Source organism: Pantoea sp. Fr-CA_6 (genome assembly GCF_024520895.1).
In the GTDB taxonomy this organism is placed as follows: Bacteria; Pseudomonadota; Gammaproteobacteria; order Enterobacterales; family Enterobacteriaceae; genus Pantoea; species Pantoea agglomerans.
Genome location: NZ_JALNPO010000011.1, coordinates 80,971 through 102,500, shown reverse-complemented (window position 1 = coordinate 102,500; position 21,530 = coordinate 80,971). Strand labels below are relative to the sequence as shown.

Here is a 21,530-nt window from a genome sequence, read left to right as displayed (position 1 = left end):
GCTTTTTTTTGGCTAAAAAAGAGAAGAGCTGCATGAGCGTGAGTCTGTCAGAAGATGTGAAAAACGGTCTGGTCGATTCGCCAGCCGAATGGGGTGACGACCAGCTGACACGTGACATTCTGAAGCCGCGGCTGGAGCAGTTTCAGCAACATCTGGCCGCCGCGTTTGATGCCGGTGAACCCGTTGAGCCGCTGATTGATGCCCGCACGCTGTTTATCGATCGGCTGCTGCGTCGCCTGTGGCGCTTTTTTGGCTTTGATGAGATGCCGGCTATCGCGCTGGTCGCCGTTGGCGGCTATGGCCGTGCCGAGCTGCATCCACTCTCTGATATTGACGTCCTGATCCTGAGCCGCCAGCCGCTGAATGAACAGGCTGCGCAGCGCACCAGCGATCTGTTAACGCTGATGTGGGACCTTAAGCTGGAAGTGGGTCACAGCGTCCGCACGCTGGAAGAGTGCCTGCTGGAGGGGTTATCTGACCTGACCGTTGCCACCAATCTGATTGAGTCACGCATGCTGACCGGCGATGTGGCGCTGTTTCTGGAATTACAGAAAAACATCTTCAGCGATGGTTTCTGGCCCTCATCCTGCTTTTTCGCCGCCAAAATTGAAGAGCAGCAGGAGCGCCACAAGCGTTATCACGGCACCAGCTATAACCTTGAACCGGACATTAAAAGCAGCCCCGGTGGCCTGCGGGACATTCATACGCTGCAGTGGGTCGCCCGACGCCATTTTGGCGCCACCACGCTGGATGAGATGGTCGGCTTTGGTTTCCTCACCGACGCGGAGCGCAGCGAACTCAACGAATGTCAGGCATTTCTCTGGCGCATCCGCTTTGCCCTGCACCTCTCCCTGCCCCGCTACGATAATCGCCTGCTGTTTGATCGCCAGCTCAGCGTGGCACAACGCCTGAATTATCAGGGCGAGGGCAATGAGCCGGTCGAGCGGATGATGAAAGATTTCTATCGGGTCACGCGGCGTATCGGCGAACTGAATCAGATGCTGCTGCAGCTGTTTGATGAGGCGATTCTGGCGCTCTCCACCAGCGAAAAGCCCAGGCCTATTGATGACGATTTCCAGCTGCGTGGCGATTTGATCGACCTGCGCGACGAAACGCTGTTCCGGCGAGAGCCGCAGGCAATCCTGCGCATGTTCTACGTCATGGTGCGTAATGACAGCATCAAAGGGATCTACTCCACCACCCTGCGTCACCTGCGCCATGCGCGTCGTCATCTTAAACAGCCGCTGTGTCAGATTCCGGAAGCGCGCCGCACCTTTATGTCGATTCTGCGCCATCCCGGCGCGGTCAGCCGGGCGCTGGTGCCGATGCATCGCTATAGCGTGCTGTGGGCTTATACGCCGCTGTGGGGCCATATCGTCGGACAGATGCAGTTCGATCTGTTTCACGCCTACACCGTGGATGAGCACACCATTCGGGTGTTGCAAAAGCTGGAAAGTTTTGCCAATGAAAGCACCCGCCCGCAGCATCCACTGTGCGTCGAGTTATGGCCGCGCCTGCCGCAACAGGAGCTGTTGCTGATGGCCGCGCTGCTGCATGACATTGCCAAAGGGCGCGGCGGCGATCACTCTATTCTTGGCGCGCAGGATGCGCTCGACTTTGCTGAAATGCACGGTCTCAACTCACGTGAAACCCAGCTGGTGGCCTGGCTGGTGCGTCATCATCTGCTGATGTCGGTGACAGCACAGCGGCGCGATATTCAGGACCCGACGGTGATACAGCAGTTCGCCGAGGTGATGCAGAATGAGAACCGGCTGCGCTATCTGGTTTGCCTGACCGTAGCCGATATCTGTGCCACCAATGAAAGTCTGTGGAACAGCTGGAAGCAGAGCCTGTTGCGTGAGCTCTTTTTCGCCACCGAGAAGCAGTTGCGACGCGGCATGGAAAACAGTCCGGATCTGCGTGAGCGGGTGCGTCATCATCGCCTGCAGGCGCTGGCGCTGCTTCGGATGGACAACATTGATGAAGAGCGTCTGCACCAGATCTGGAATCGCTGCCGCGCTGACTATTTCCTGCGCCATACGCCGAATCAGATCGCCTGGCATGCCCGCCACCTGCTGGTTCACGACCTGAAAAAACCGCTGGTGCTGGTCAGTCCGCAGGCCACGCGCGGCGGGACCGAAATCTTTATCTGGAGTCCCGATCGCCCGCACCTGTTTGCCGCCGTTGCGGGTGAACTCGATCGCCGTAATCTCAGCGTGCACGATGCGCAAATCTTTACCAGCCGCGACGGCATGGCGATGGATACCTTTATTGTGCTGGAGCCGGATGGCAGCCCGCTCTCTCCGGATCGCCATCCGATGATCATTCAGGCGCTGGAGCAGGCGATAACCCAGTCAGAGTGGGCGCCGCCGCGTACCCGCCGTCCGTCGGCCAAACTCAGGCATTTCAGCGTCGATACCGAGGTCAATTTCCTGCCGACGCATACCGATCGTCGCAGCTATCTGGAACTGGTGGCGCTGGATCAGCCAGGCCTGCTGGCGCGGGTCGGTGAAGTCTTTGCCGATCTCGGAGTCTCACTGCATGGCGCACGCATCAGCACTATCGGCGAGCGGGTCGAAGATTTGTTTATTCTGGCCAACAGTGAACGTCAGGCGCTGGACGAAGAAATGCGAAAAGCGTTGCGACAACGGTTGACAGAGGCCCTTAATCCAAACGATAAAGTGTGACCAGACTCGATTTGTAAACATTAATCTCTTTACTTGTGTCGGGGTATTGCCCGGCATCGCACATGACAGATCAGGAAAAAAATATGCAACAGTTACAGAGCGTTATTGAATCCGCCTTCGAACGTCGCGCTGACATCACACCCGCCAGCGTCGACAGCGAAACCCGTGATGCCATCAACCAGGTGATCGCCCTGCTGGACAGCGGTGCACTGCGCGTTTCTGAGAAGATCGACGGCGAGTGGGTAACGCATCAGTGGCTGAAGAAAGCCGTACTGCTCTCTTTCCGCATCAATGACAATCAGGTGATGGAAGGTGCAGAAACCCGCTTTTACGACAAAGTGCCGATGAAGTTTGCTGGCTGGGATGAAGCACGTTTCAAAGAAGCCGGTTTCCGCGTCGTGCCGCCTGCGGCTGTGCGTCAGGGTGCCTATATCGCCCGCAACACGGTGCTGATGCCTTCTTACGTCAACATTGGCGCCTTTGTGGATGAAGGTACCATGGTGGACACCTGGGCGACCGTTGGTTCCTGTGCGCAGATTGGTAAAAACGTTCACCTTTCTGGCGGCGTGGGTATCGGTGGCGTGCTGGAGCCGCTGCAGGCGAACCCGACCATCATCGAAGATAACTGCTTCATTGGCGCGCGCTCTGAAATCGTTGAAGGCGTGATTGTTGAAGAAGGTTCCGTGATCTCAATGGGCGTTTACATCGGTCAGAGCACCAAAATCTATGACCGCGAGACCGGCGAAGTGCATTACGGCCGTGTTCCTGCGGGATCCGTGGTGGTCTCAGGTAACCTGCCCTCTAAAGATGGCAGCTACAGCCTCTACTGTGCCGTGATCGTGAAGAAAGTGGATGCGAAAACGCTTGGCAAAACAGGCATCAACGAACTGCTGCGCACCATCGACTGATTTAAGCGACGGGCTGGTTTCCAGCCCGTCATCTTTTCTTTACAGTGATTCCTGAATAACATGCTTCGCGTCGCGAATTAACTGGTGCGTTTAGTTTTTATCCAGGTCATAATCCGCGCCAGTTAAATCCTGTCGCGCAATGTTCATCCCGCTTATTTATGTCTACAGTTGACGGACGTCATGAACAAGTCTGCGCGCTTCTCACTTTTGATGGAAACAACGCTATGTATGACAATCTGAAAAGCTTAGGTATCAGTAACCCGGACGACATTGACCGCTATAGCCTGCGTCAGGAAGCCAATAACGACATTCTGAAAATCTACTTCCGCAAAGATAAAGGTGAGTTTTTCGCGAAGAGCGTCAAATTCAAATATCCGCGCCAGCGCAAAACGGTTGTTGCCGATCACGCGACCCAGGGCTACAAAGAAGTTCAGGAAATCAGCCCGAATCTGCGTTATGTCATCGATGAACTGGATCAGATTTGCCAGCGCGATCAGGTTGAAGTGGATCTGAAACGCAAAATTCTGGATGACCTGCGTCACCTGGAAAGCGTGGTTTCACATAAGATCACTGAAATTGAATCGGATCTGGAAAAATTAACCCGTAACGGTCGTTAATTTCCTGCCTGACCAGAGAGGCCAGCATTGCTGGCCTTTTTTATGCCGCAAATCTGCACTTCAGCCCTGCTCATCCAGTTGCAAAGCAACATAGAGCAACAGCCTGTCATCAAAATGGCCAAGATTCAGTCCGGTCAGTTCAGAAATCCGGTTCAGCCGGTATTCCAGCGTATTACGATGAATGAACAGCGCACGCGCGGTGGCGCTCGGCTGGACGTTATGGGTGAACCAGGCGATCAGCGTGCGGCGCAGCAAGCCGTTGTTATCCATGCTCTTGAGCTTCGCCAGTGGCCGGGCGAGCTCATTGGCCTGCCAGCCACCCCGCAGGCTGTCGAGCAGCACGGGCAGCACCAGATCCTGATAAAAATAGCTGCGCACCTCGGGCATACGTTGCTTGCCCACCATCATCGTGGTGCGCGCCGTCCGGTAAGAGCGTGCGATGCTGCCGGGTCCGGTAAAGAAGTTGCCCAGCGCGATACGCATCCGAAGATGACCGCTCTCTTTCATCCGCTGTAGTAGCTGCTCTACGCGGCGGCGATGATCTTCCTGATCGTGACGCCCATGCCCATTAAGGGCCGGTTTCAGCACCACCATTTCGGTCAGTGACACAATCGCGATCAGATTGTCCCGCTCCGGCGTGGTCAGCAGCGTTTGCAGCTGCTGTAACTCTGACATCGCGCTGTCTACCCCGAGCTGACCACTATCCACTTCCACCACGGCGACCACACGCGGCTGATTGAGATCGATACCGAGCCGCTGCGCCCATTCGGTCAGCTGTGGCGACAGGGTATCGCTGCGGATCAGGTTCAGCACCAGCTCTTCACGCAGACGGCTGTCCTGCGCCAGCATATGCAGCAGCCGGGCCTGCTCCAGCATCATCTCTGCGGTCATGCAGACCAGCTCGCCATAATGCCGCAGCGCCAGCGGCTCACCGGTCAGGCCGATCACCCCGACGATGTCACCATCAATGCGCAGCGGCAGGTTAATGCCAGGCCGCACGCCATGAAGATGTTTAGCCACGGCCTCATCGATGTCGACAACGCGCCCCTGAGAGAGCACCAGCAATGCACCTTCGTGCAACTCCCCAATACGTTCCCGGTCACCGCTGCCGATAATCCGGCCCCGCGCATCCATCACGTTGACATTGCTGTCAATAATTTTCATGGTGCGCGCCACGATATCCTGTGCCAGCCGGGCATCAAGGTGATAGGTAGCCATCCATTACTCCTGAAAAAGAGGGGGAGAAACAGAATACGCATGCACAGCACGCAGAACATTGTGCAATTGCACAGAGCCAGGCCGTCATTTGCCGAATTTGCGGCGAGCATCACACTCTGATGAGGCAGAAAGTGGACATAAAAAAGGCGGACCGCAGTCCGCCTCTTCATCCGTTGCTGTTCTCTTACTGCATCAGCAGATAGATACTGCTGTCGCCGCGTTTCACATTCAGCGCCAGAACGGACGGCTTGCTGTCGAGAACTTTGCGCAGCTCACCCAGGTTGGTCACTACCTGCTGGTTAACGCCCTGGATCACATCGCCCTTTTTCAGGCCGATACGCGCCGCAGCACTGCCCGGTTTCACGTTATCAACCCGGACACCTTTGGTACCCGCTTCGATATTGCTGAGATCGGCGCCTTCAATGCCAGTGTAGATGGTCGCGGACTGCACTTTTGACTGGCTGCTCTGCTGCAACTTAACAGAGACATCGACCGGTTTGCCGTCACGCAGCAGCCCCAGTTTCAGGGTGGTGCCAACCGGCAGTGAGCCCACTTCCGCACGCAGCGAAGCAAAGCTGCTCAGCGGTTTACCGTTCATCGACACAATGACGTCGCCCGCCTTAATACCGGCTTTGGCGGCCGCTGAGTCTGGCAGCACCTGGCTTACAAAGGCACCACGTTGTGCGTCGACCTTCATCGCTTTTGCCAGCTCGGAGTTCAGCTCAGTCCCCTGCACGCCCAGCTCGCCGCGTTTCACCTGACCAAACTCGACCATCTGTGCCGTCAGGTTTTTCACCATGTTGCTGGGGATAGCAAAGCCGATACCGATGTTGCCGCCATCAGGCGCCAGAATGGCGGTGTTAATCCCAATCAGTTCACCGTTGAGGTTAACCAGCGCACCACCGGAGTTGCCCCGGTTAATGGCCGCATCCGTCTGGATAAAGTTTTCGTAGTTTTCCACGTTCAGGCCACTGCGTCCCAGCGCGGAGACGATACCTGAGGTGACCGTTTCACCCAGACCATAAGGGTTGCCGATCGCCACGGTATAATCGCCGACGCGCAGGTTGTCAGAATCAGCGATTTTGACTGCGGTAAGATTTTGGGCTTCCTGCAGCTGAATCAGGGCAATGTCAGAGCTGGGATCTTTACCGATGACTTTGGCGTCATAGCGACGACCGTCGCTGAGCTGTACCTGAATTTTGGTGGCATTATTCACGACGTGGTTATTAGTTACCACATAGCCTTTGTCAGCGTTAATGATGACGCCCGATCCCAGAGCACGGAATTTTTCCTGCTGGGTATCAGGCACTGGCGCGCCGCCGTTACCGCCTGCACCGTCGCCGTTCTGGCACATCGGTGAGCCCTGGAACGGGGAACCATCCTGGCAGAATGGCGAATTGTCGCCAAAGAATTGCTGAAATTGCTGCGGCATACGCGGGGTTTTCACCGTGGTGGTCCCCTCGACGCTGATACTGACCACAGACGGCATCACCTTCTCCAGCATCGGTGCCAGACTTGGCTGTTGCAGGCTATCGGAAGAGGCCGTTTGCGCAGCAGAAACAGTAACAGGGGCGAGCGCCATGCTCAGGCTCAACGCCAGCGCACTTAACATTAAGGTCTTTTTTTTCATTTTTCGTTTCTCAATAAGATTACTGTTCAGACCATTGCTGTGGTCGAAAGGTGAGATAAATGTTTTAGCGCGAAGTTCCTTTAAAAGTTTAAGGCAAAAGTAAAAATTTATTCGCGCTCTTTACAATTGGCGGCTTATTCTACCGCCATCAGTCGCCGGTACTCATCCCAGGCATAGAGATCGGTCATACCACTGATATAATCCTGAATGAGCCGGAAGCGATAATAACGTTCCCACAACAGACGCTGATATTTATGTTCTACAACCAGATTACGCATCTTATGCAAATAGGCTTTACGGTGTTTACCCGAGAGCTTATGAAAAAGCCGGGTTTCGATCGGATGCTGACGCAGGAAATCTTCATTTATCAGCGTGGTAAAGGCTTCGTAATTAAGGCGCATCAGCGGCTGATAGATCTCCAGCAGCCCTTTAATCACCCGGTAACCCTGCAACTCCAGCTGCTCTACTTCAGAATGATTAAAGACCTGCTGGCGCGCAACGGTTTTAAACAATTGCAGTAAGCGGCCCTCTTCACCCTCATCTTCCAGTAGCGCATGGTTAAAACTTCCATCGAATATAGCAGGAAGATTATCAACAAAACGTTTCACCGCATAGCTTACCAGCACGCTCTGAACATTTACGCGGAGTGACATAAAAAATTGATCGCTGCGGCTTCGGCGTTTTTTACTGCAGGCTTCACGCCAGGCTTCGCCAATAGTCCGGCTGAAAGCGTCATTATTTTTAACCGGCCCCCAGGCTTTATTGAGAAACTCATACAAACTTTCAACATTAAAGATATCTTTTTCTACAGCGTCGTCCAAATCGGCAATACAATAGGAGATATCATCCGCAGCTTCCATTATATAAGTCAGCGGAAAACGGTGGTGTTCTTCCATATTGGTGGCAGCACGCAGGTCGGCAATATAATCCTGCTCAGAGAGATAAAACCCAGGCTTCTTCATGAGTACGCTAAATTCGGCGGGCTTTTCCCCCTGCCACCAGGCAGGCGCGGTATATTTCAGGATGCAGGCGACCTGAGAATAACTGAGATTCAGTTGCAGCAGCGTATGCACCATCCGGATCGCCTGCGCATTACCTTCAAAGTGACAGAGATCCTGGCGGATCATGGCGTTGAGTTGATCAAAGGCTTTACGCTGTGCTTCTCCTTCCACGCCGGCCACCAGCGGATCCACCAGCTCGGCAGAGAGGTTCTCTTCAAACCAGTCGTTAATCGCCGCCTCGCCAAAATGGCCAAAAGGTGGATTACCGACATCATGCATCAGACAGGCCATCTCAATCAGACTTTCAAACGCGCCTTCCAGCTCATCAAGACCATACTGCGCCAGCCCGCCCTGCATCTTCAGGGTTTGCAGGATCTCTTTGGTGATGTAACGCCCGGTCTGCTGCACCTCCAGCGAATGCGTCAGGCGGGAACGAACGGCAGCGTTACGCTCCAGCGGAAACACCTGCGTTTTTTGCTGCAAACGCCGGATTGCGGCGGAGTTTATAATCCGTCCGCGATCGCTCTCAAAATGGCGCGTAATGTAATATTCGCCTTCCGGTTCCTTGCGGCTGTTATAAGGGCGCGAGAAGCTGATCTTCTTCCTGAAATTGATCGCTGACATGGATTACCCCTTATTTTTTCGTGAATTAATCCCCTGAATGCCATGGTAGACTATGCCCTAAATTTTGATTCTTTACATTAGCGGAACTCACTATGAAAGCAGGCATTATTGGCGCGATGGAGCAGGAAGTCACACTGCTGCGCGACAAAATTGAAAACCGTCAAACGCTGTCGCTGGCGGGTTGTGAAATTTATACCGGCACCCTGCAGGGCGTTGAGGTGGCTCTGCTGAAATCTGGCATCGGTAAAACCTCTGCCGCGCTGGGTACCACGCTGCTGCTGCAGCTCTGCAAGCCGGATGTGGTGATCAACACCGGTTCGGCTGGCGGTTTAGCGCCGTCGCTCAGCGTCGGCGATATCGTGGTGTCAGAAGAAGTGCGTTATCACGATGCTGACGTCACCGCTTTTGGTTATGAGCCGGGTCAGATGGCGGGTTGTCCGGCCGCGTTTGTGGCAGACAGCAAGCTTATCGCCGCTGCAGAAGCCTGTATTCAGCAGCTGGATCTGAATGCCGTACGCGGTCTGGTGGTCAGCGGTGATGCCTTTATCAATGGTGCCGAACCGCTGGCGCGCATTCGTAATCTGTTCCCGCAGGCGATTGCCGTTGAGATGGAAGCCACCGCTATCGGCCATGTCTGTCATCAGTTCCAGGTGCCTTTTGTAGTAGTCCGCGCCATTTCCGACGTGGCCGATAAGCAATCTCACCTCAGCTTTGATGAGTTCTTAAGCGTTGCGGCGAAGCAATCTTCGCTGATGGTGGAGAACCTGCTGGCGCATCTGGCGCGTGGCTAAAACGCGACTCCTCTGCTGGCTGCTGCTGTTAAGCGGCAGCCTGCTGGCTTCCCCGCCACGCGTGATTACCCTCTCCCCTCACCTTACCGAACTCGCCTTTGCTGCCGGGATTACCCCGATTGCGGTCAGCGCCTGGTCCGACTATCCGCCGCAGGCCAAACAGATTGAGCAGGTCGCAAACTGGCAGGGCATCAAGGCTGAACGTATTCTGCAGCTTAAGCCGGATCTGGTATTAGCCTGGCGAGGCGGTAATCCGCAGCGGCAGATTGACCAGCTACAGCAGCTAGGCGTGCCGGTTAAATGGATTGATCCGCTGACGCTGGATGAGATGTTCACGGCGCTGGCCGATCTGGGCCACTGGAGCCCCAGACCGGAGCAGGCAACTCGCGCTGCCCGCCAGTTACGTCAGCAGGAAGCCGCGCTGCGTCAGCGCTATGCTCATCTGACTGCGGTTCCGCTTTTTTTGCAATTTGGTCAGCAGCCCCTGTTTACCGCCGCCAGAGCCACGCTGCAGAATGAAATTATTACGTTATGTGGTGGCAGGAACATCTTTGCTGACAGCCGCGTCAGCTGGCCGCAGGTCAGCCGTGAGCAGGTGCTGATGCGCCATCCTCAGGCCGTTGTGACGGGTGGCAGTGCGCAGCAGGCGGAAAACATCCGGGTGTTCTGGCGACCGCAGCTGGATGTACCGGTGATTGCCATCAACGAGGACTGGCTTAGCCGGCCAGGCCCGCGACTGCTGCTGGCCGCGCAGCAACTCTGTGCGGCCCTGCATCCCGATGAATAAATCAGCGAATTGATTAAAGTCACTGCGATTTTTGCCGTTGATCAATACCAGAGACGAACGCGCCACGTATGCTCGCCGTCCTTTTAGCGCTCCGGCGCTTTTTTAAAACACCAGGAACCTTATATGACCAGAGCACTGCTGCTGGCCATAGGGCTGTCGATCGCCGGTTCTGCCTTTGCAGGATCGATAAATGGCTCTATTGGCGCCAGACTTGTCATCTATTCACGCTGTGAAATCAACACGGCTAACGGTCAGCCCGCGCCGCAGATCAACTGCGGCAGACAGGCAAGCGCGCAGCCGCGCGTAACAAACGGCCAGATTCAATCGCAGGGAAGTGTGAAGCAAAGTAACCGGCTGGTCACAATAGAATGGTAAACGAGGCCGTCTGTATGACGGCCTGCATTATCAGATACTGAAGGAAGAGCCACAGCCACAGGTGGTTTTGGCATTCGGGTTGGTCACGATAAAGCGTGAGCCTTCCAGACCTTCCGTGTAATCCACTGAACCGCCCACCAGATATTGCAGGCTCATCGGATCAACCACCAGTGAGACGCCCTGCTTTTCAATCGTCATGTCGCCATCATTCATCTGGTCATCAAAGGTGAAGCCGTACTGGAAACCACTGCAACCGCCACCGGTGATATAGACGCGAAGTTTCAGCGCCGGGTTCTCTTCGTCGGCAATCAGGTTCTTCACCTTGGTGGCTGCGGCGTCGGTAAACTGCAACGGCAGTGCTACTACTTCATCACTCATGTTTTACTCCGGTAAACGCCCAGGTCAGAAAACGACCTTAATTACGCTATTATCAGCCAGCACCTCAGCGCAATCAAGCTCTGCCCTTCGCACTCTGTGCCGCTTTCGCTCCTGTTAAGGGCACAGGGGGTGAATCCACCTTTCGTCTGCTGCCCCTCTTCCGTAGAATGGCGCAATATTTTTATGAACCGCTGGAGCCGAAAATGAGTAAGTCCGAACAACTGTTTGCAGAGGCACAACGCCTGATCCCGGGTGGGGTAAACTCGCCAGTACGCGCATTTACCGGTGTGGGCGGCGTTCCGCTGTTTATTGAACACGCTGATGGCGCCTATCTCTATGACGCTGACGGCAAAGCCTATATCGACTATGTCGGCTCATGGGGTCCGATGGTGCTGGGTCATAACAACGCGGCGATTCGTAACGCCGTGATTGAAGCGGCACAGCGCGGCTTAAGTTTTGGCGCACCGACCGAAATGGAAGTGACCATGGCACAGCTGGTGTGTGAGCTGGTGCCGAGCATGGAGATGGTGCGGATGGTCAACTCCGGCACCGAAGCGACCATGAGCGCTATCCGTCTGGCGCGTGGCTTTACCGGCCGCGATAAAATCATCAAGTTTGAAGGCTGCTACCACGGCCACGCCGATCATCTGCTGGTGAAAGCCGGCTCCGGTGCGTTAACACTGGGTCAGCCGAACTCGCCGGGCGTACCGGCTGATTTCGCTAAACATACCCTGACCTGCACCTTTAACGATCTCGACTCAGTGCGCAGCGCTTTTGAGCAATATCCTGAGTCGATTGCGGCCATCATCGTTGAGCCGGTGGCTGGCAACATGAACTGCATCCCACCGCAGCCAGAGTTCCTGCCGGGTCTGCGTTCACTGTGTGATGAGTTCGGCGCACTGCTGATTATTGATGAAGTGATGACCGGTTTCCGTGTCGCGCTGGGTGGCGCGCAGGCTCATTACAATGTGCGCCCTGATTTGACCTGCCTTGGGAAAATCATTGGTGGCGGCATGCCGGTCGGTGCATTCGGTGGGCGTCGCGAAGTGATGGCAGCGCTGGCCCCGACCGGTCCGGTTTATCAGGCGGGAACGCTCTCTGGTAACCCAATCGCCATGGCGGCGGGTTTCGCCTGCCTGACGCAGATCGCGCAGCCGGGCACCCATGAGAAGCTGGATGCCCTGACCCGCAAGCTGGCAGAGGGTCTGCGTGAAGCAGCACAACAGCAAAATATCCCGCTGGTGATTAACCATGTTGGCGGGATGTTCGGCCTGTTCTTCACCGATGCTGACAGTGTGACCTGTTACGCCGATGTGACCCGCTGCGATGTGGAGCGCTTTAAAACCTTCTTCCACCTGATGCTTGAAGAGGGCGTTTACTTTGCGCCTTCAGCCTATGAAGCGGGCTTTATGTCGCTGGCGCACAGCGAAGAGGATATTCAGCGCACTGTCGACGCCGCGCGTCGTTGTTTCGCGAAGCTGTAATTGCGGCAGCGTTAAAGATGAAGACCGGCAGCAGCCGGTCTTTTGTTATTGATGAGGCTTGCCCCGCTCTGTTGTGAGAGGGTGCACGCACAGGAAACAGGGTCAGATCGGAAAGGCGCGAAAGCCGTCATCCATGACTCGCTCGGCCCGCGCGATTACGCACCTCATCCATGAGGTGCGCCCGTTGCCGGGCCAACGCTTCGCGTTGTTCAAAAACGCTCCCGGCGTTTTTGTCCCTGCCGCGGGACGCTTTCCTCCTCTGACCCAATTTCCTGCGCATTGAGCTTCTTCGTTGTTGTCAGATTCACCCTACTTTGGATCTGGCCGGCGTCTGAAACCAGCCTGCTTTTTCCTCTTAACCTGAACGCCGCAGCAGCCAGATAAAGTAAGGCGCGCCTAAAAAGGTCGCCATCAGCCCGGCTGGGATCTGATCCGGGAATGCCAGCATCCGTCCGCACCAGTCAGCCAGCACCATCAATCCCGCCCCCAGTAATCCTGACAGCAGCAGTTGCGGTAACGCCCGCCGGAATCCCAGCATGCGCGCCATATGGGGCGCCATTAGTCCGACAAAACTCAGCGGGCCGATAGTCAGTGTCGCGCTGGCGGTCAGCGCGGCCGCCAGCAGCAGCAGACTCAGCCGCGCAGGCGTCAACGCCATACCGGCCGAGCGTGCGGTAGCGCTTCCCAGCGGCAGCAACGTCAGCCAGCGACTGGCCAGCGGTGCTAGCGACACCAGCACCAGCGCGCAGATTGCGCTCTGAACCGCCTGAGTGCCGCTGATGTTATAGGTCGAGCCGGAGATCCAGCTAAGCAGCCCGCCCATACGCGGATCGCCACTCGCCAGCAGTAGCATCAGCAGGGTGACAAAGGCGCTGTTAAGCGCCATGCCCGCCAGCAGCATTCGTTCCGGCGAAAAGCCGCCCCGACTGGCTACCGCCATGATCACCAGCAACGTCAGCGCCGCGCCCAGCGCACCGGCGGGCAGCAGCCAGGCCAGCGCATCGCCCGGCACAAAGAACATCATCATCACCACGCCAAAAGCGGCACCCGAACTGATGCCCAGCACTTCCGGGCTGGCCATGGGATTGCCGGTCAGCCGCTGAATCAGACTCCCCGCCACGCCCAGCATCAGGCCGGTCACCAGCGCGGCCAGCACGCGCGGTGCGCGCCACGGCAGCAGCGATTGCAGCATCTCACCCGCTGACCAGACCCAGCCCTGCGCATCTCGCCCAAACGCCAGACCGCCCCACCCCAGCAGTGCCAGGATGGCAAGTCCCGTCAGCGCCCAGCGCAGCAGGTTCTGTCGCTCGACGGGCACCTTATCACCCTGATTCAGCGCGGGCGGCACCGAACCGGTGCGCAGTCGCGGCAGCAGCCACAGCAGAATCGGTACGCCGAGCAGCGCCGTGGCGGTGCCGGTCGGGATATCGCGCCAGTGGGTGCTGAGCCACAACACGCAACTGTCCGCCAGCCACAGCAGCAGCGCGCCAGTCAGCGGAGCAAGCAACATCCGGGTGATGAGCCGTCGTCCACCCAGCATCTTCGCCAGCAGCGGCGCAAACAGCCCGATAAAGCCGATGATACCGGCGACGTTGACCAGCTGTGCGCTGAGCAGGATCGCCAGCCCGAGGCCACCGACACGCGCCACGGAGAGCGCAAGGCCAAGGTTTTTCGCTACGCCATCATCCAGCCCCATCAGCGTCAGCGGACGCAGCAACGCCAGCGCCAGCACAAACGCCAGCAGCAGGCGCGGCCAGAGTTGCTGCACATTTTCCCAGCTCATCTGATTCAGCGCGCCGGTGCTCCACAGAAACATGTTCTGCAGCTGATCGTGATTGAAGATAGCGAAGATTTGATTCACCGCGCCGCTGTAGAGGCTCAGCACCAGCCCGGCCAGAATCAGCGTTACTGGCGACAGACGTTTGCCCCAGGCCACACCAAACACCAGCGCGCCCACCAGCAGCGCGCCACTGAGCGCGGCAAACTGCTGTGTCAGCGCACCGCCCGGCAGATGCCACAGCGTCGCCACGGTAATGCCCAGCTGTGCGCCGGAAGAGACGCCCAGCGTGGTTGGCTCCGCCAGCGGATTACGCAATATCTGTTGAAACAGCAGACCGGCTAACCCCAGTCCACTCCCCACCAGCAGCGCCAGCACGATACGCGGCAGCAGGCTGTGGTGAAACACCATCTGCGGCAGGCTATCGACCGCCGGTGACCAGAGTGCCTGCCACCATTCAGCCTGTGGCAACGCCTGATGCAGATTGACCAGCGTCAGGCTGAGCGCCAGCAGAAACAGCAGGCTGAGGAGGCCTGCGGGAAACAGAGCATGGCGCATCAGTGCGTCTCCAGCGCGCGTTCCAGCACGCGAACAAAGTGCAGCGCCGAGAGCGTCGCACCGTAATACCAGACGGCCGGGACGCGCTGAAAGCGTCCGGTGCGTACAAACGGCAGCGACTGCCACAGCGGGCTGCGCATCAGTTGCTGCATCTCCGCATCGTTATCATGATCAAAGCAGATGACATCCACATCCCCGACCTGCGCCAGCTTTTCAATGCCGATCACCGCGCTGCCCCAGAAATTTGTTTCGCCCTGCCAGCCATTTTTCAGGCCCAGCAGAGTCATCACTTCCAGAAACAGACTGTTTTTGCCGAAGGTAATGGCGTGACGACTGTCGAGCAGCGACATCAGCAGGATAGTGCGTCCGGCATAGGGCGCCAGCCGCTGGCGCGCCGCCGCCAGCTGATCATCGACCTCGCGCAGATGCTGTTCTGCTCGCGCGCTTAATCCAAGGCGCGCCGCCAGCTGACGCAGCGATGCGCGCGCGGCAGTGAGAGGTTTCCCGTCGCCGCTGTGGAGGTCGAAGCCCATAATGGGCGCGATGCGCGTCAGTTTCTCTTTAGGCGGGCCGTAGCCGTTGGAGCAGAGGATCAGCGACGGCTGCATTTGCGCCATCAGCTCAAGATTGGGTTCAGTGCGCAGACCTACATCGATCACGCCTTCAGGCAGCGGCGGCTCCCCTACCCAGATGTTGTAGTTGTGCAGATCGGCCACGCCCCAGGGCGTGACGCCTAGTGCTATCAGCAGTTCGGTGGGTAACCACTCCAGTGCAATAATCCGACCCGGATTTGGCGTGGCGGCACGCAGGGGAAGCGCACAAAACAGCGGAGAGACTGCCAGCGCCAGCATCAGTCGGCGGCGATTAAGATCGGGCATCATCCTCTCCTTAACAGACAAAACTGACCGGCGCGCCGCCCTGCGGGTGCGGTAAAATGCCCATCGGAATGCCATAAATCGCACCGAGCACCTCAGGCTGCATAATCGCCTCTGCGTCACCTTCGGCAATCATCGCGCCCTGACGCAGCGCCACCAGATGATCGCAGTAGCGTGCTGCCATATTGATATCATGCAGCACCGCAATCACGGTTAAGCCGCGCTGCTGGCTCAGCGCTTTTATCAGCGCCAGCACCTCAACCTGATGGGCAATATCCAGCGCCGACGTCGGTTCATCCAGCAGCAGACAGCGGCTGTTCTGCGCCACCATCATCGCCAGCCAGGCGCGCTGACGCTCGCCGCCCGACAGGCTATCTACCAGCCGTCCGGCAAAGGCGTTAAGCCCGACCTGGGCAATCGCATCCTCTACCCGGTCGCGATCTTCCTGACCAAAGCGCCCCAGCGCGCCGTGCCAGGGATAGCGGCCAATCGCCACCAGTTCACGCACCGTCATCCCTTCGGCTGCCGGTAACTGCTGCGGCAGATAGGCCACCTGACGGGCAAAGGCTTTGCTGTTCCAGCGTCCGACGGGCTGCTGATTCAACAGCACCTCTCCGCTGCTGGCCGCGTGGTGACGACCCAGCATTTTTAACAGTGTTGATTTGCCCGAGCCGTTGTGACCGATCAGCCCGGTCACTTTTCCCGGCGGAAAGGTCAGCGACAGTGGCTGAAGGAGCGTCCGGCCCGGCACTTCAAAACTGGCGTTTTTCAGCGTAAAGGTCGCCTCTTCTGCGTGCGGATACGGCATGGTTATCCCTGTGAACGGGCGCCGAAGCGCCCGGTTAAATCAGAATCTGAAGGTTGCGGTGCCGACAATCTGGCGCTCCGCACCCCAGTAGCAGGCGTATTCACGATAGCAGCTGGCGACGTAGTCGCGGTCAAACAGATTGTTGACGTTGACGCCCACAGTCGAACCCGGCAAACCGAAACGACCCAGATCATATTTCAGCGCCGCATCCACCGTGGTGTAACCGGCAACTTTAAAGTTCTGGTTCTGCTCAGTGCCAGTGCTGTAAAGGCCCTGACTCTCACCGACATAACGCACACCCGCGCCGATCGTCACGCCTGACAAAGCGGTTTCGTGGAAGGTGTAGTCGCTCCACAGTGAGGCCATATGTTTCGGCACCTGCACCGGTGTTTTGCCTTTGAGCTGGGTGTCTTCGGTATATTCCGCATCGGTGTAGGTGTAGGACGCCGTCAGGTTAACGTTGGCATTCAGCGCCGCTTTAGCTTCCAGCTCTACGCCCCGTGACCGGATTTCACCGCTCTGAACGCTGAAAAAAGCTCTGTTTGGATCGGGATCGGCAGTCAGGTTCTTGGTTTTGGTCAGCTGATAAAGCGCGGCGGTGAGCACCACCGGACGATCTTTCGGCACATACTTCACGCCCGCTTCATACTGCTTAGCGCGTGACGGATCAAATGCCTGACCCTCATAAGTCGAACCTGCATTCGGAATAAAGGCTTCGCTGTAGCTGAAGTAAGGCGCGATGCCATTATCAAACACATAGTTCAGGCCGCCGCGCCAGGTAAAGGCCTGATCGTTCTGACGATCAACGCTATCCGCTACCCGATCGTAAACCGAGTTCATGGCATAGTCGTAGCGGCCACCCAGCGTCAGCACCCAGCGGTTCCACTCCATCTGATCCTGAGCATAGAGGCCGGTCTGACGCTGCTTGTTGAGATGCTGATAAGGACCAAATGGCGTTACGCTGTTATCACCATATTGCGGATTAACCGCATTCAGGCTGGAGGCAGTGCCAAACTGTGCATCGATATCATTGCGGGTACGCTGGAAGTCCACGCCCAGCAGCAGCGTATGATCAACCTGGCCGGTGGCGAATTTCGCCTGCGCCTGGGTATCGACCGCCAGTTGGTTGAGTTTCTCTTCTGAAACCGCCGAACCGCGCGTGATTTCCTGAGTCGCCGGCAGGAAACCATTGCCATAAATGCTGCGGTAATCGGTGCGCAGGTCGGCATAACGCAGGTTCTGGCGCAGCGTCCAGGTGTCGTTAACGCTGTGCTCGGCGTTATAACCGACCATTTTGGTGTTGCGTGAAATCTTGTTGCTCTGCTCGCCTTCATCAAAGTTGGTTGGCAGTTTGTACTGGCTGCCATCGGCGCGGGTGATCGGTACCACCGTGCCCTGACGCGGCAGCCAGCCGTAATAACCGGTTTCTGGCTCGTTCTGGAAATAGGTCAGCAGGTCAATGCGGGTGCGATCGTCGGGACGCCAGCTGAAAGCCGGTGCAATGGTGTAGCGCTTCTCTTTGTTCATCGCCTGCTGCGCATCCTGACTGCGCGCCTGGCCGGTCAGGCGATAGCTGTAGACGCCGTCGTCGTCCAGCGCGCCGCCAAAGTCAAAGCCGGTCGAGAAGAGGTTATCGTTGCCCATCTGGAACTGCACTTCGCGCAGGGTTTCCTGGGTCGGACGCTTACTCACCAGCGAGACCACGCCGCCGGGATTGCTCTTACCGTAGAGCACCGAAACCGGGCCGCGCAGCAGTTCAGCGCGTTCCAGGAAGTAAGGATCGATGGCAAACTCAGAGTAGTTGTCACCCTGCAGTTTCAGACCATCCAGATACTGATTGGTGTTGGTTTCACTGAAACCGCGAATCGACAGCGCATCAATCACGTCTGAGCTGCCCCGGTTACCGGTCAGCACGCCAGGCGTGTAGTTAAACGCCCCTTTCACGCTGGTTACGTTACGCATCTCCATCTCTTCACGGGTGACCACGGAGATGGACTGCGGATTTTTTTCAATGGGGGTATCAGTTTTGGTCCCGGTGGCGCTGCGTTTCGCTGCCACGGTGGGTGCAGGTCCCCAGGCGCTTTCCGCCTCGACGCCGCTGCCGCCATCAGCCGAGACGACCATCGTCTCCGCCTGCGCGGCGTAAAGAGAGGAGCTCAGGCTCAGTGAGATCATGATGCCCAGAAGCGGTCGGGAAAATGTTTTTTTGGTGTTGTCAGAAAAAGTCGTTCGCGCATTCATAAAAGTGTCTCTTAACAATAGGCTCAGGCAGGCGAATCGAAACGATAATGATTATTATAACGCTTAGATAATATGCGAAATTCAGCAGGCACTGCAAGCAGAAATCCCAGTAGTGACGCCGTTTGCAGGCCGATTGACGCGTATTGATCAGGAACAAAAAAAGGGCGCCGAAGCGCCCTTTTTAACCTGTCTGACTGATTTATTTGCCAAACATATCTTTTATCCACCCTGCTACGCCGTCGCTATCTTTCTGCTCCTGCTGTTGCTGGGCCGGTTGTTGCGGCTGCTGCTGTTGCTGTTGTTGCTGCTGATCGAAGAGCTGTTGTTGCTGCTGAACCTGCTGTTGCTGTTGCTGACACAGCGCATTCGGATCCAGCGCCCACACCGGCAGAGAACGCCAGGTGCTGCTGCCCGTGCCGCAGACAAAGTTACCGGCAGAATCCACATTCATCAGCGACACATCTTCCGGCGGCGTCAGCTGTAACGGCATCGGGGCCTGAATGTCCAGGTAGCGACGGTAGAGCTGCATCGCGCCGCTGGCACCATAGAGTTTGGTCGGCTGGTTGTTATCGCGTCCCACCCAGGTGATCGCCACTTCTTTGCCATCAATACCGGCAAACCAGCTGTCCACCAGATCGTTGGTAGTACCGGTTTTGCCCGCCAGATGCGCATTCGGGAAACGCGCGCCCAGCGCACGGGCGGTACCGTGGTCAGCTACCTGTTGCATGGTGTAGAGCGTCAGATAAGCGGCCTGCGCCGGCTCAACACGCTGCGCCTGCGGATAGCTCTGATAGAGCACGCTGCCATCTTCCGCAATCACCGAACGCACCGCTGACAGCGACGCGCGGTTGCCGCCGCTGGCAATCGACTGGAACGCCTGAGCCACTTCAACCGGCGTCAGGTTTAAGGCACCCAGCAGCATCGATGGCACCGGATGCAGCTGCTCTTTCGGCACGCCCAGTTTGTTCCAGGTATCCACTACCGCATCCAGCCCCAGCGTCATGCCGAGGTTTACGGTCGGCACGTTCATTGAGTTGGTCAGCGCATCCACCAGCATCACTTTGCCGCTGAAGCGACGATCGTCGTTCATCGGTTTCCAGATGCTGCCGTTTGGCTGTTTCAGCGCAATCGGTTCATCGGCGATCCAGCTGTTCAGCCGGTAGCTGTTTGGCTGACTCAGCGCGGTCAGGTAAGTCGCCGGTTTCGCCAGTGAGCCGATAGAGCGACGTGCCTGCAGCGCGCGGTTGTAACCGGCATACTGTGGATCGGCACCGCCGACCATAGCGCGGACTTCGCCGCTGAAACGGTCAACCACCACCATCGCGGTTTCCAGATCTTTCAGACCACGCTGTTTTTTCAGCGTCGGAATGCCATCGATCACCGCCTTTTCGGCCGCATCCTGCGACACCGGATCCAGCGTGGTGAAGATTTTCACCCCGGAGAGATCTTTCACCTTGTCGCCCAGTTTTGCCTGAAGCTCGTTACGCACCATCTGCATAAAGGCCGGCTGCGGCGTAATCACGCCGCCTTTCGGCTGCACGCCCAGCGGACGGGCCGACAGCATGTCATACAGCTCCTGGTCGATCACTTTCTGCTGCTGCAACAGGCGCAGCACGAGGTTGCGTCGTTCCAGCGCCAGTTTCGGGTTACGCCACGGATTATAGAGCGACGCGCCTTTCACCATGCCGACCAGCATCGCCTGCTGATCCAGACTCAGCTCATCAACCGGACGGCCAAAGTAGTAGAGGCTGGCCAGCGGGAAACCGCGGATCTGATCGCTGCCAGCCTGACCGAGATAGACCTCGTTCAGGTAGAGCTCCAGGATGCGATCTTTGCTGTAGCGCGCATCCATGATCACCGCCATGTAGGCTTCACGCGCTTTACGCCACAGCGAACGCTCGTTGGTGAGGAACAGGTTCTTCACCAACTGCTGCGTCAGCGTACTGCCGCCCTGCACCGCTTTCCCGGCCGTGATGTTCGCCAGGAAGGCGCGGCCAATGGAGTAAGGGCTGATGCCATCATGCTCATAGAAATGGCGATCTTCGGTGGCGATCAGCGTATCGACCAGCAGATCCGGGAAACCGGCGCGCGGTACGAAGAGTCGCTGTTCACCGTTCGGCGACTGCAGCATGGTGATCAGGCGAGGATCGAGGCGGAAAAAGCCAAAATCACGACCGGTTTCAAGGTTTTTAATCTCGCTCAGCTCATCTTTACTGAAGCTCATGCGCGCGTGGATCTGCCCCTCTTTACTGTCGGGGAAATCAAACGGGCGACGCAGCAGATCGATGGTGTTGCCCTTCACCGAAAACTCGCCAGGGCGGGTAATACGGGAGACTTCGCGATACTGAGTACCTTCCAGCAGCGCCACCATTTCACTTTTGTTGTAGGCCATGCCGGGTTCCAGGCTGACCATGCGGCCATAGACGGTGGCGGGCAGTTGCCACACTTTACCGTCAATCCGGCTGCGAATTTCCGAGTCGAGGTAGATGCCCCACGCGGCCATGACCACCACAAACACCAGGAACAGTTTGATTACCCATCCCAGCCAACGGCGTTTGCCGCGCGGCGGTTTTCCACCTTTACCTTTACGTGGCACCGGCGCTTCCTCCTCGTCATCATTAAAATCGTCCTGATCGATATCCTGTTCGATATCCCTGCGTCGTCCCCGGCCCGCACTGCTGCGCGGCGGCAACGGTTTACCTTTGCGCCCTATTGGTTCGCGATCGTTCCCAGACATTACTTTTCTTCTCCAGGCAGTGCTTACGGCAGCG

16 protein-coding genes are annotated in these 21,530 nt (G+C 57.2%); 7 read left to right on the top strand and 9 right to left on the bottom strand.

Annotated features, from left to right (window positions below; translation table 11 throughout):
- Positions 1–32: 32 nt before the first annotated feature.
- The 3 genes from glnD (at position 33) to NR201_RS17910 (ending at position 4,212) form a co-directional block, all read left to right on the top strand.
- Complete coding sequence (glnD, locus tag NR201_RS17920; protein WP_010671860.1) at positions 33–2,687, top strand: bifunctional uridylyltransferase/uridylyl-removing protein GlnD; 2,655 nt, start codon at positions 33–35, stop codon at positions 2,685–2,687.
- A gap of 83 nt (positions 2,688–2,770) precedes the next feature.
- Positions 2,771–3,595, top strand: a complete 825-nt coding sequence (dapD, locus tag NR201_RS17915; RefSeq protein WP_010671859.1) for a 2,3,4,5-tetrahydropyridine-2,6-dicarboxylate N-succinyltransferase — start codon at positions 2,771–2,773, stop codon at positions 3,593–3,595.
- Between the two features lie 224 nt (positions 3,596–3,819).
- Positions 3,820–4,212 (top strand): DUF3461 family protein, encoded by a 393-nt coding sequence (locus tag NR201_RS17910; protein WP_010254085.1) that lies wholly within the window; start codon positions 3,820–3,822, stop codon positions 4,210–4,212.
- A gap of 60 nt (positions 4,213–4,272) precedes the next feature.
- On the opposite strand, the gene NR201_RS17905 is transcribed toward NR201_RS17910, so the two are convergent.
- The 3 genes from NR201_RS17905 to dgt all read right to left on the bottom strand — a co-directional run bounded on the left by NR201_RS17905 (position 4,273) and on the right by dgt (position 8,685).
- A complete protein-coding gene (locus tag NR201_RS17905) occupies positions 4,273–5,430 on the bottom strand; it encodes a CdaR family transcriptional regulator (protein WP_010254083.1) in 1,158 nt (385 codons plus the stop codon).
- Between the two features lie 184 nt (positions 5,431–5,614).
- A complete protein-coding gene (gene degP, locus NR201_RS17900) occupies positions 5,615–7,060 on the bottom strand; it encodes a serine endoprotease DegP (RefSeq protein ID WP_256850047.1) in 1,446 nt (481 codons plus the stop codon).
- Positions 7,061–7,194: 134 nt separating this feature from the next.
- Positions 7,195–8,685, bottom strand: coding sequence for a dGTPase (gene dgt / locus NR201_RS17895; protein WP_010254077.1), 1,491 nt, complete (start codon positions 8,683–8,685; stop codon positions 7,195–7,197).
- A 92-nt stretch (positions 8,686–8,777) separates the two neighbouring features.
- Between dgt and mtnN the strand changes: the two genes are divergently transcribed.
- From mtnN to NR201_RS17880, 3 genes are all read left to right on the top strand, one after another.
- The gene (gene mtnN, locus NR201_RS17890; RefSeq protein WP_010254075.1) at positions 8,778–9,476 is read left to right on the top strand and encodes a 5'-methylthioadenosine/S-adenosylhomocysteine nucleosidase; all 699 of its coding nucleotides are present in this window, start codon (positions 8,778–8,780) and stop codon (positions 9,474–9,476) included.
- Positions 9,469–10,263: a vitamin B12 ABC transporter substrate-binding protein BtuF gene (btuF, locus tag NR201_RS17885; protein ID WP_045140762.1), complete on the top strand. Its 795-nt coding sequence runs from the start codon at positions 9,469–9,471 to the stop codon at positions 10,261–10,263. Before mtnN ends, btuF begins: the two co-directional genes overlap by 8 nt.
- A 123-nt stretch (positions 10,264–10,386) precedes the next feature.
- A complete protein-coding gene (locus tag NR201_RS17880) occupies positions 10,387–10,638 on the top strand; it encodes a hypothetical protein (RefSeq protein WP_010254068.1) in 252 nt (83 codons plus the stop codon).
- A 30-nt stretch (positions 10,639–10,668) separates the two neighbouring features.
- Here NR201_RS17880 and erpA read toward each other — a convergent pair whose 3' ends face one another.
- Positions 10,669–11,016 carry an iron-sulfur cluster insertion protein ErpA gene (gene erpA / locus NR201_RS17875; protein WP_010254064.1) on the bottom strand — a complete coding sequence of 116 codons (348 nt, stop codon included), beginning with the start codon at positions 11,014–11,016 and terminating at the stop codon, positions 10,669–10,671.
- 203 nt (positions 11,017–11,219) lie between these two features.
- Between erpA and hemL the strand changes: the two genes are divergently transcribed.
- Complete coding sequence (hemL, locus tag NR201_RS17870; RefSeq protein ID WP_010254062.1) at positions 11,220–12,500, top strand: glutamate-1-semialdehyde 2,1-aminomutase; 1,281 nt, start codon at positions 11,220–11,222, stop codon at positions 12,498–12,500.
- 355 nt (positions 12,501–12,855) lie between these two features.
- On the opposite strand, the gene fhuB is transcribed toward hemL, so the two are convergent.
- From fhuB to mrcB, 5 genes are all read right to left on the bottom strand, one after another.
- Positions 12,856–14,835: a Fe(3+)-hydroxamate ABC transporter permease FhuB gene (gene fhuB, locus NR201_RS17865; RefSeq protein ID WP_163639943.1), complete on the bottom strand. Its 1,980-nt coding sequence runs from the start codon at positions 14,833–14,835 to the stop codon at positions 12,856–12,858.
- Positions 14,835–15,713 (bottom strand): Fe(3+)-hydroxamate ABC transporter substrate-binding protein FhuD, encoded by an 879-nt coding sequence (gene fhuD / locus NR201_RS17860; protein ID WP_022625447.1) that lies wholly within the window; start codon positions 15,711–15,713, stop codon positions 14,835–14,837. Before fhuD ends, fhuB begins: the two co-directional genes overlap by 1 nt.
- Positions 15,714–15,723: 10 nt before the next feature.
- A complete protein-coding gene (fhuC, locus tag NR201_RS17855; RefSeq protein ID WP_050679567.1) occupies positions 15,724–16,518 on the bottom strand; it encodes a Fe3+-hydroxamate ABC transporter ATP-binding protein FhuC in 795 nt (264 codons plus the stop codon).
- Positions 16,519–16,557: 39 nt separating this feature from the next.
- Positions 16,558–18,759, bottom strand: coding sequence for a ferrichrome porin FhuA (gene fhuA / locus NR201_RS17850; RefSeq protein ID WP_256850046.1), 2,202 nt, complete (start codon positions 18,757–18,759; stop codon positions 16,558–16,560).
- Between the two features lie 199 nt (positions 18,760–18,958).
- Complete coding sequence (mrcB, locus tag NR201_RS17845; protein WP_022625444.1) at positions 18,959–21,496, bottom strand: bifunctional glycosyl transferase/transpeptidase; 2,538 nt, start codon at positions 21,494–21,496, stop codon at positions 18,959–18,961.
- Positions 21,497–21,530: the final 34 nt, after the last annotated feature.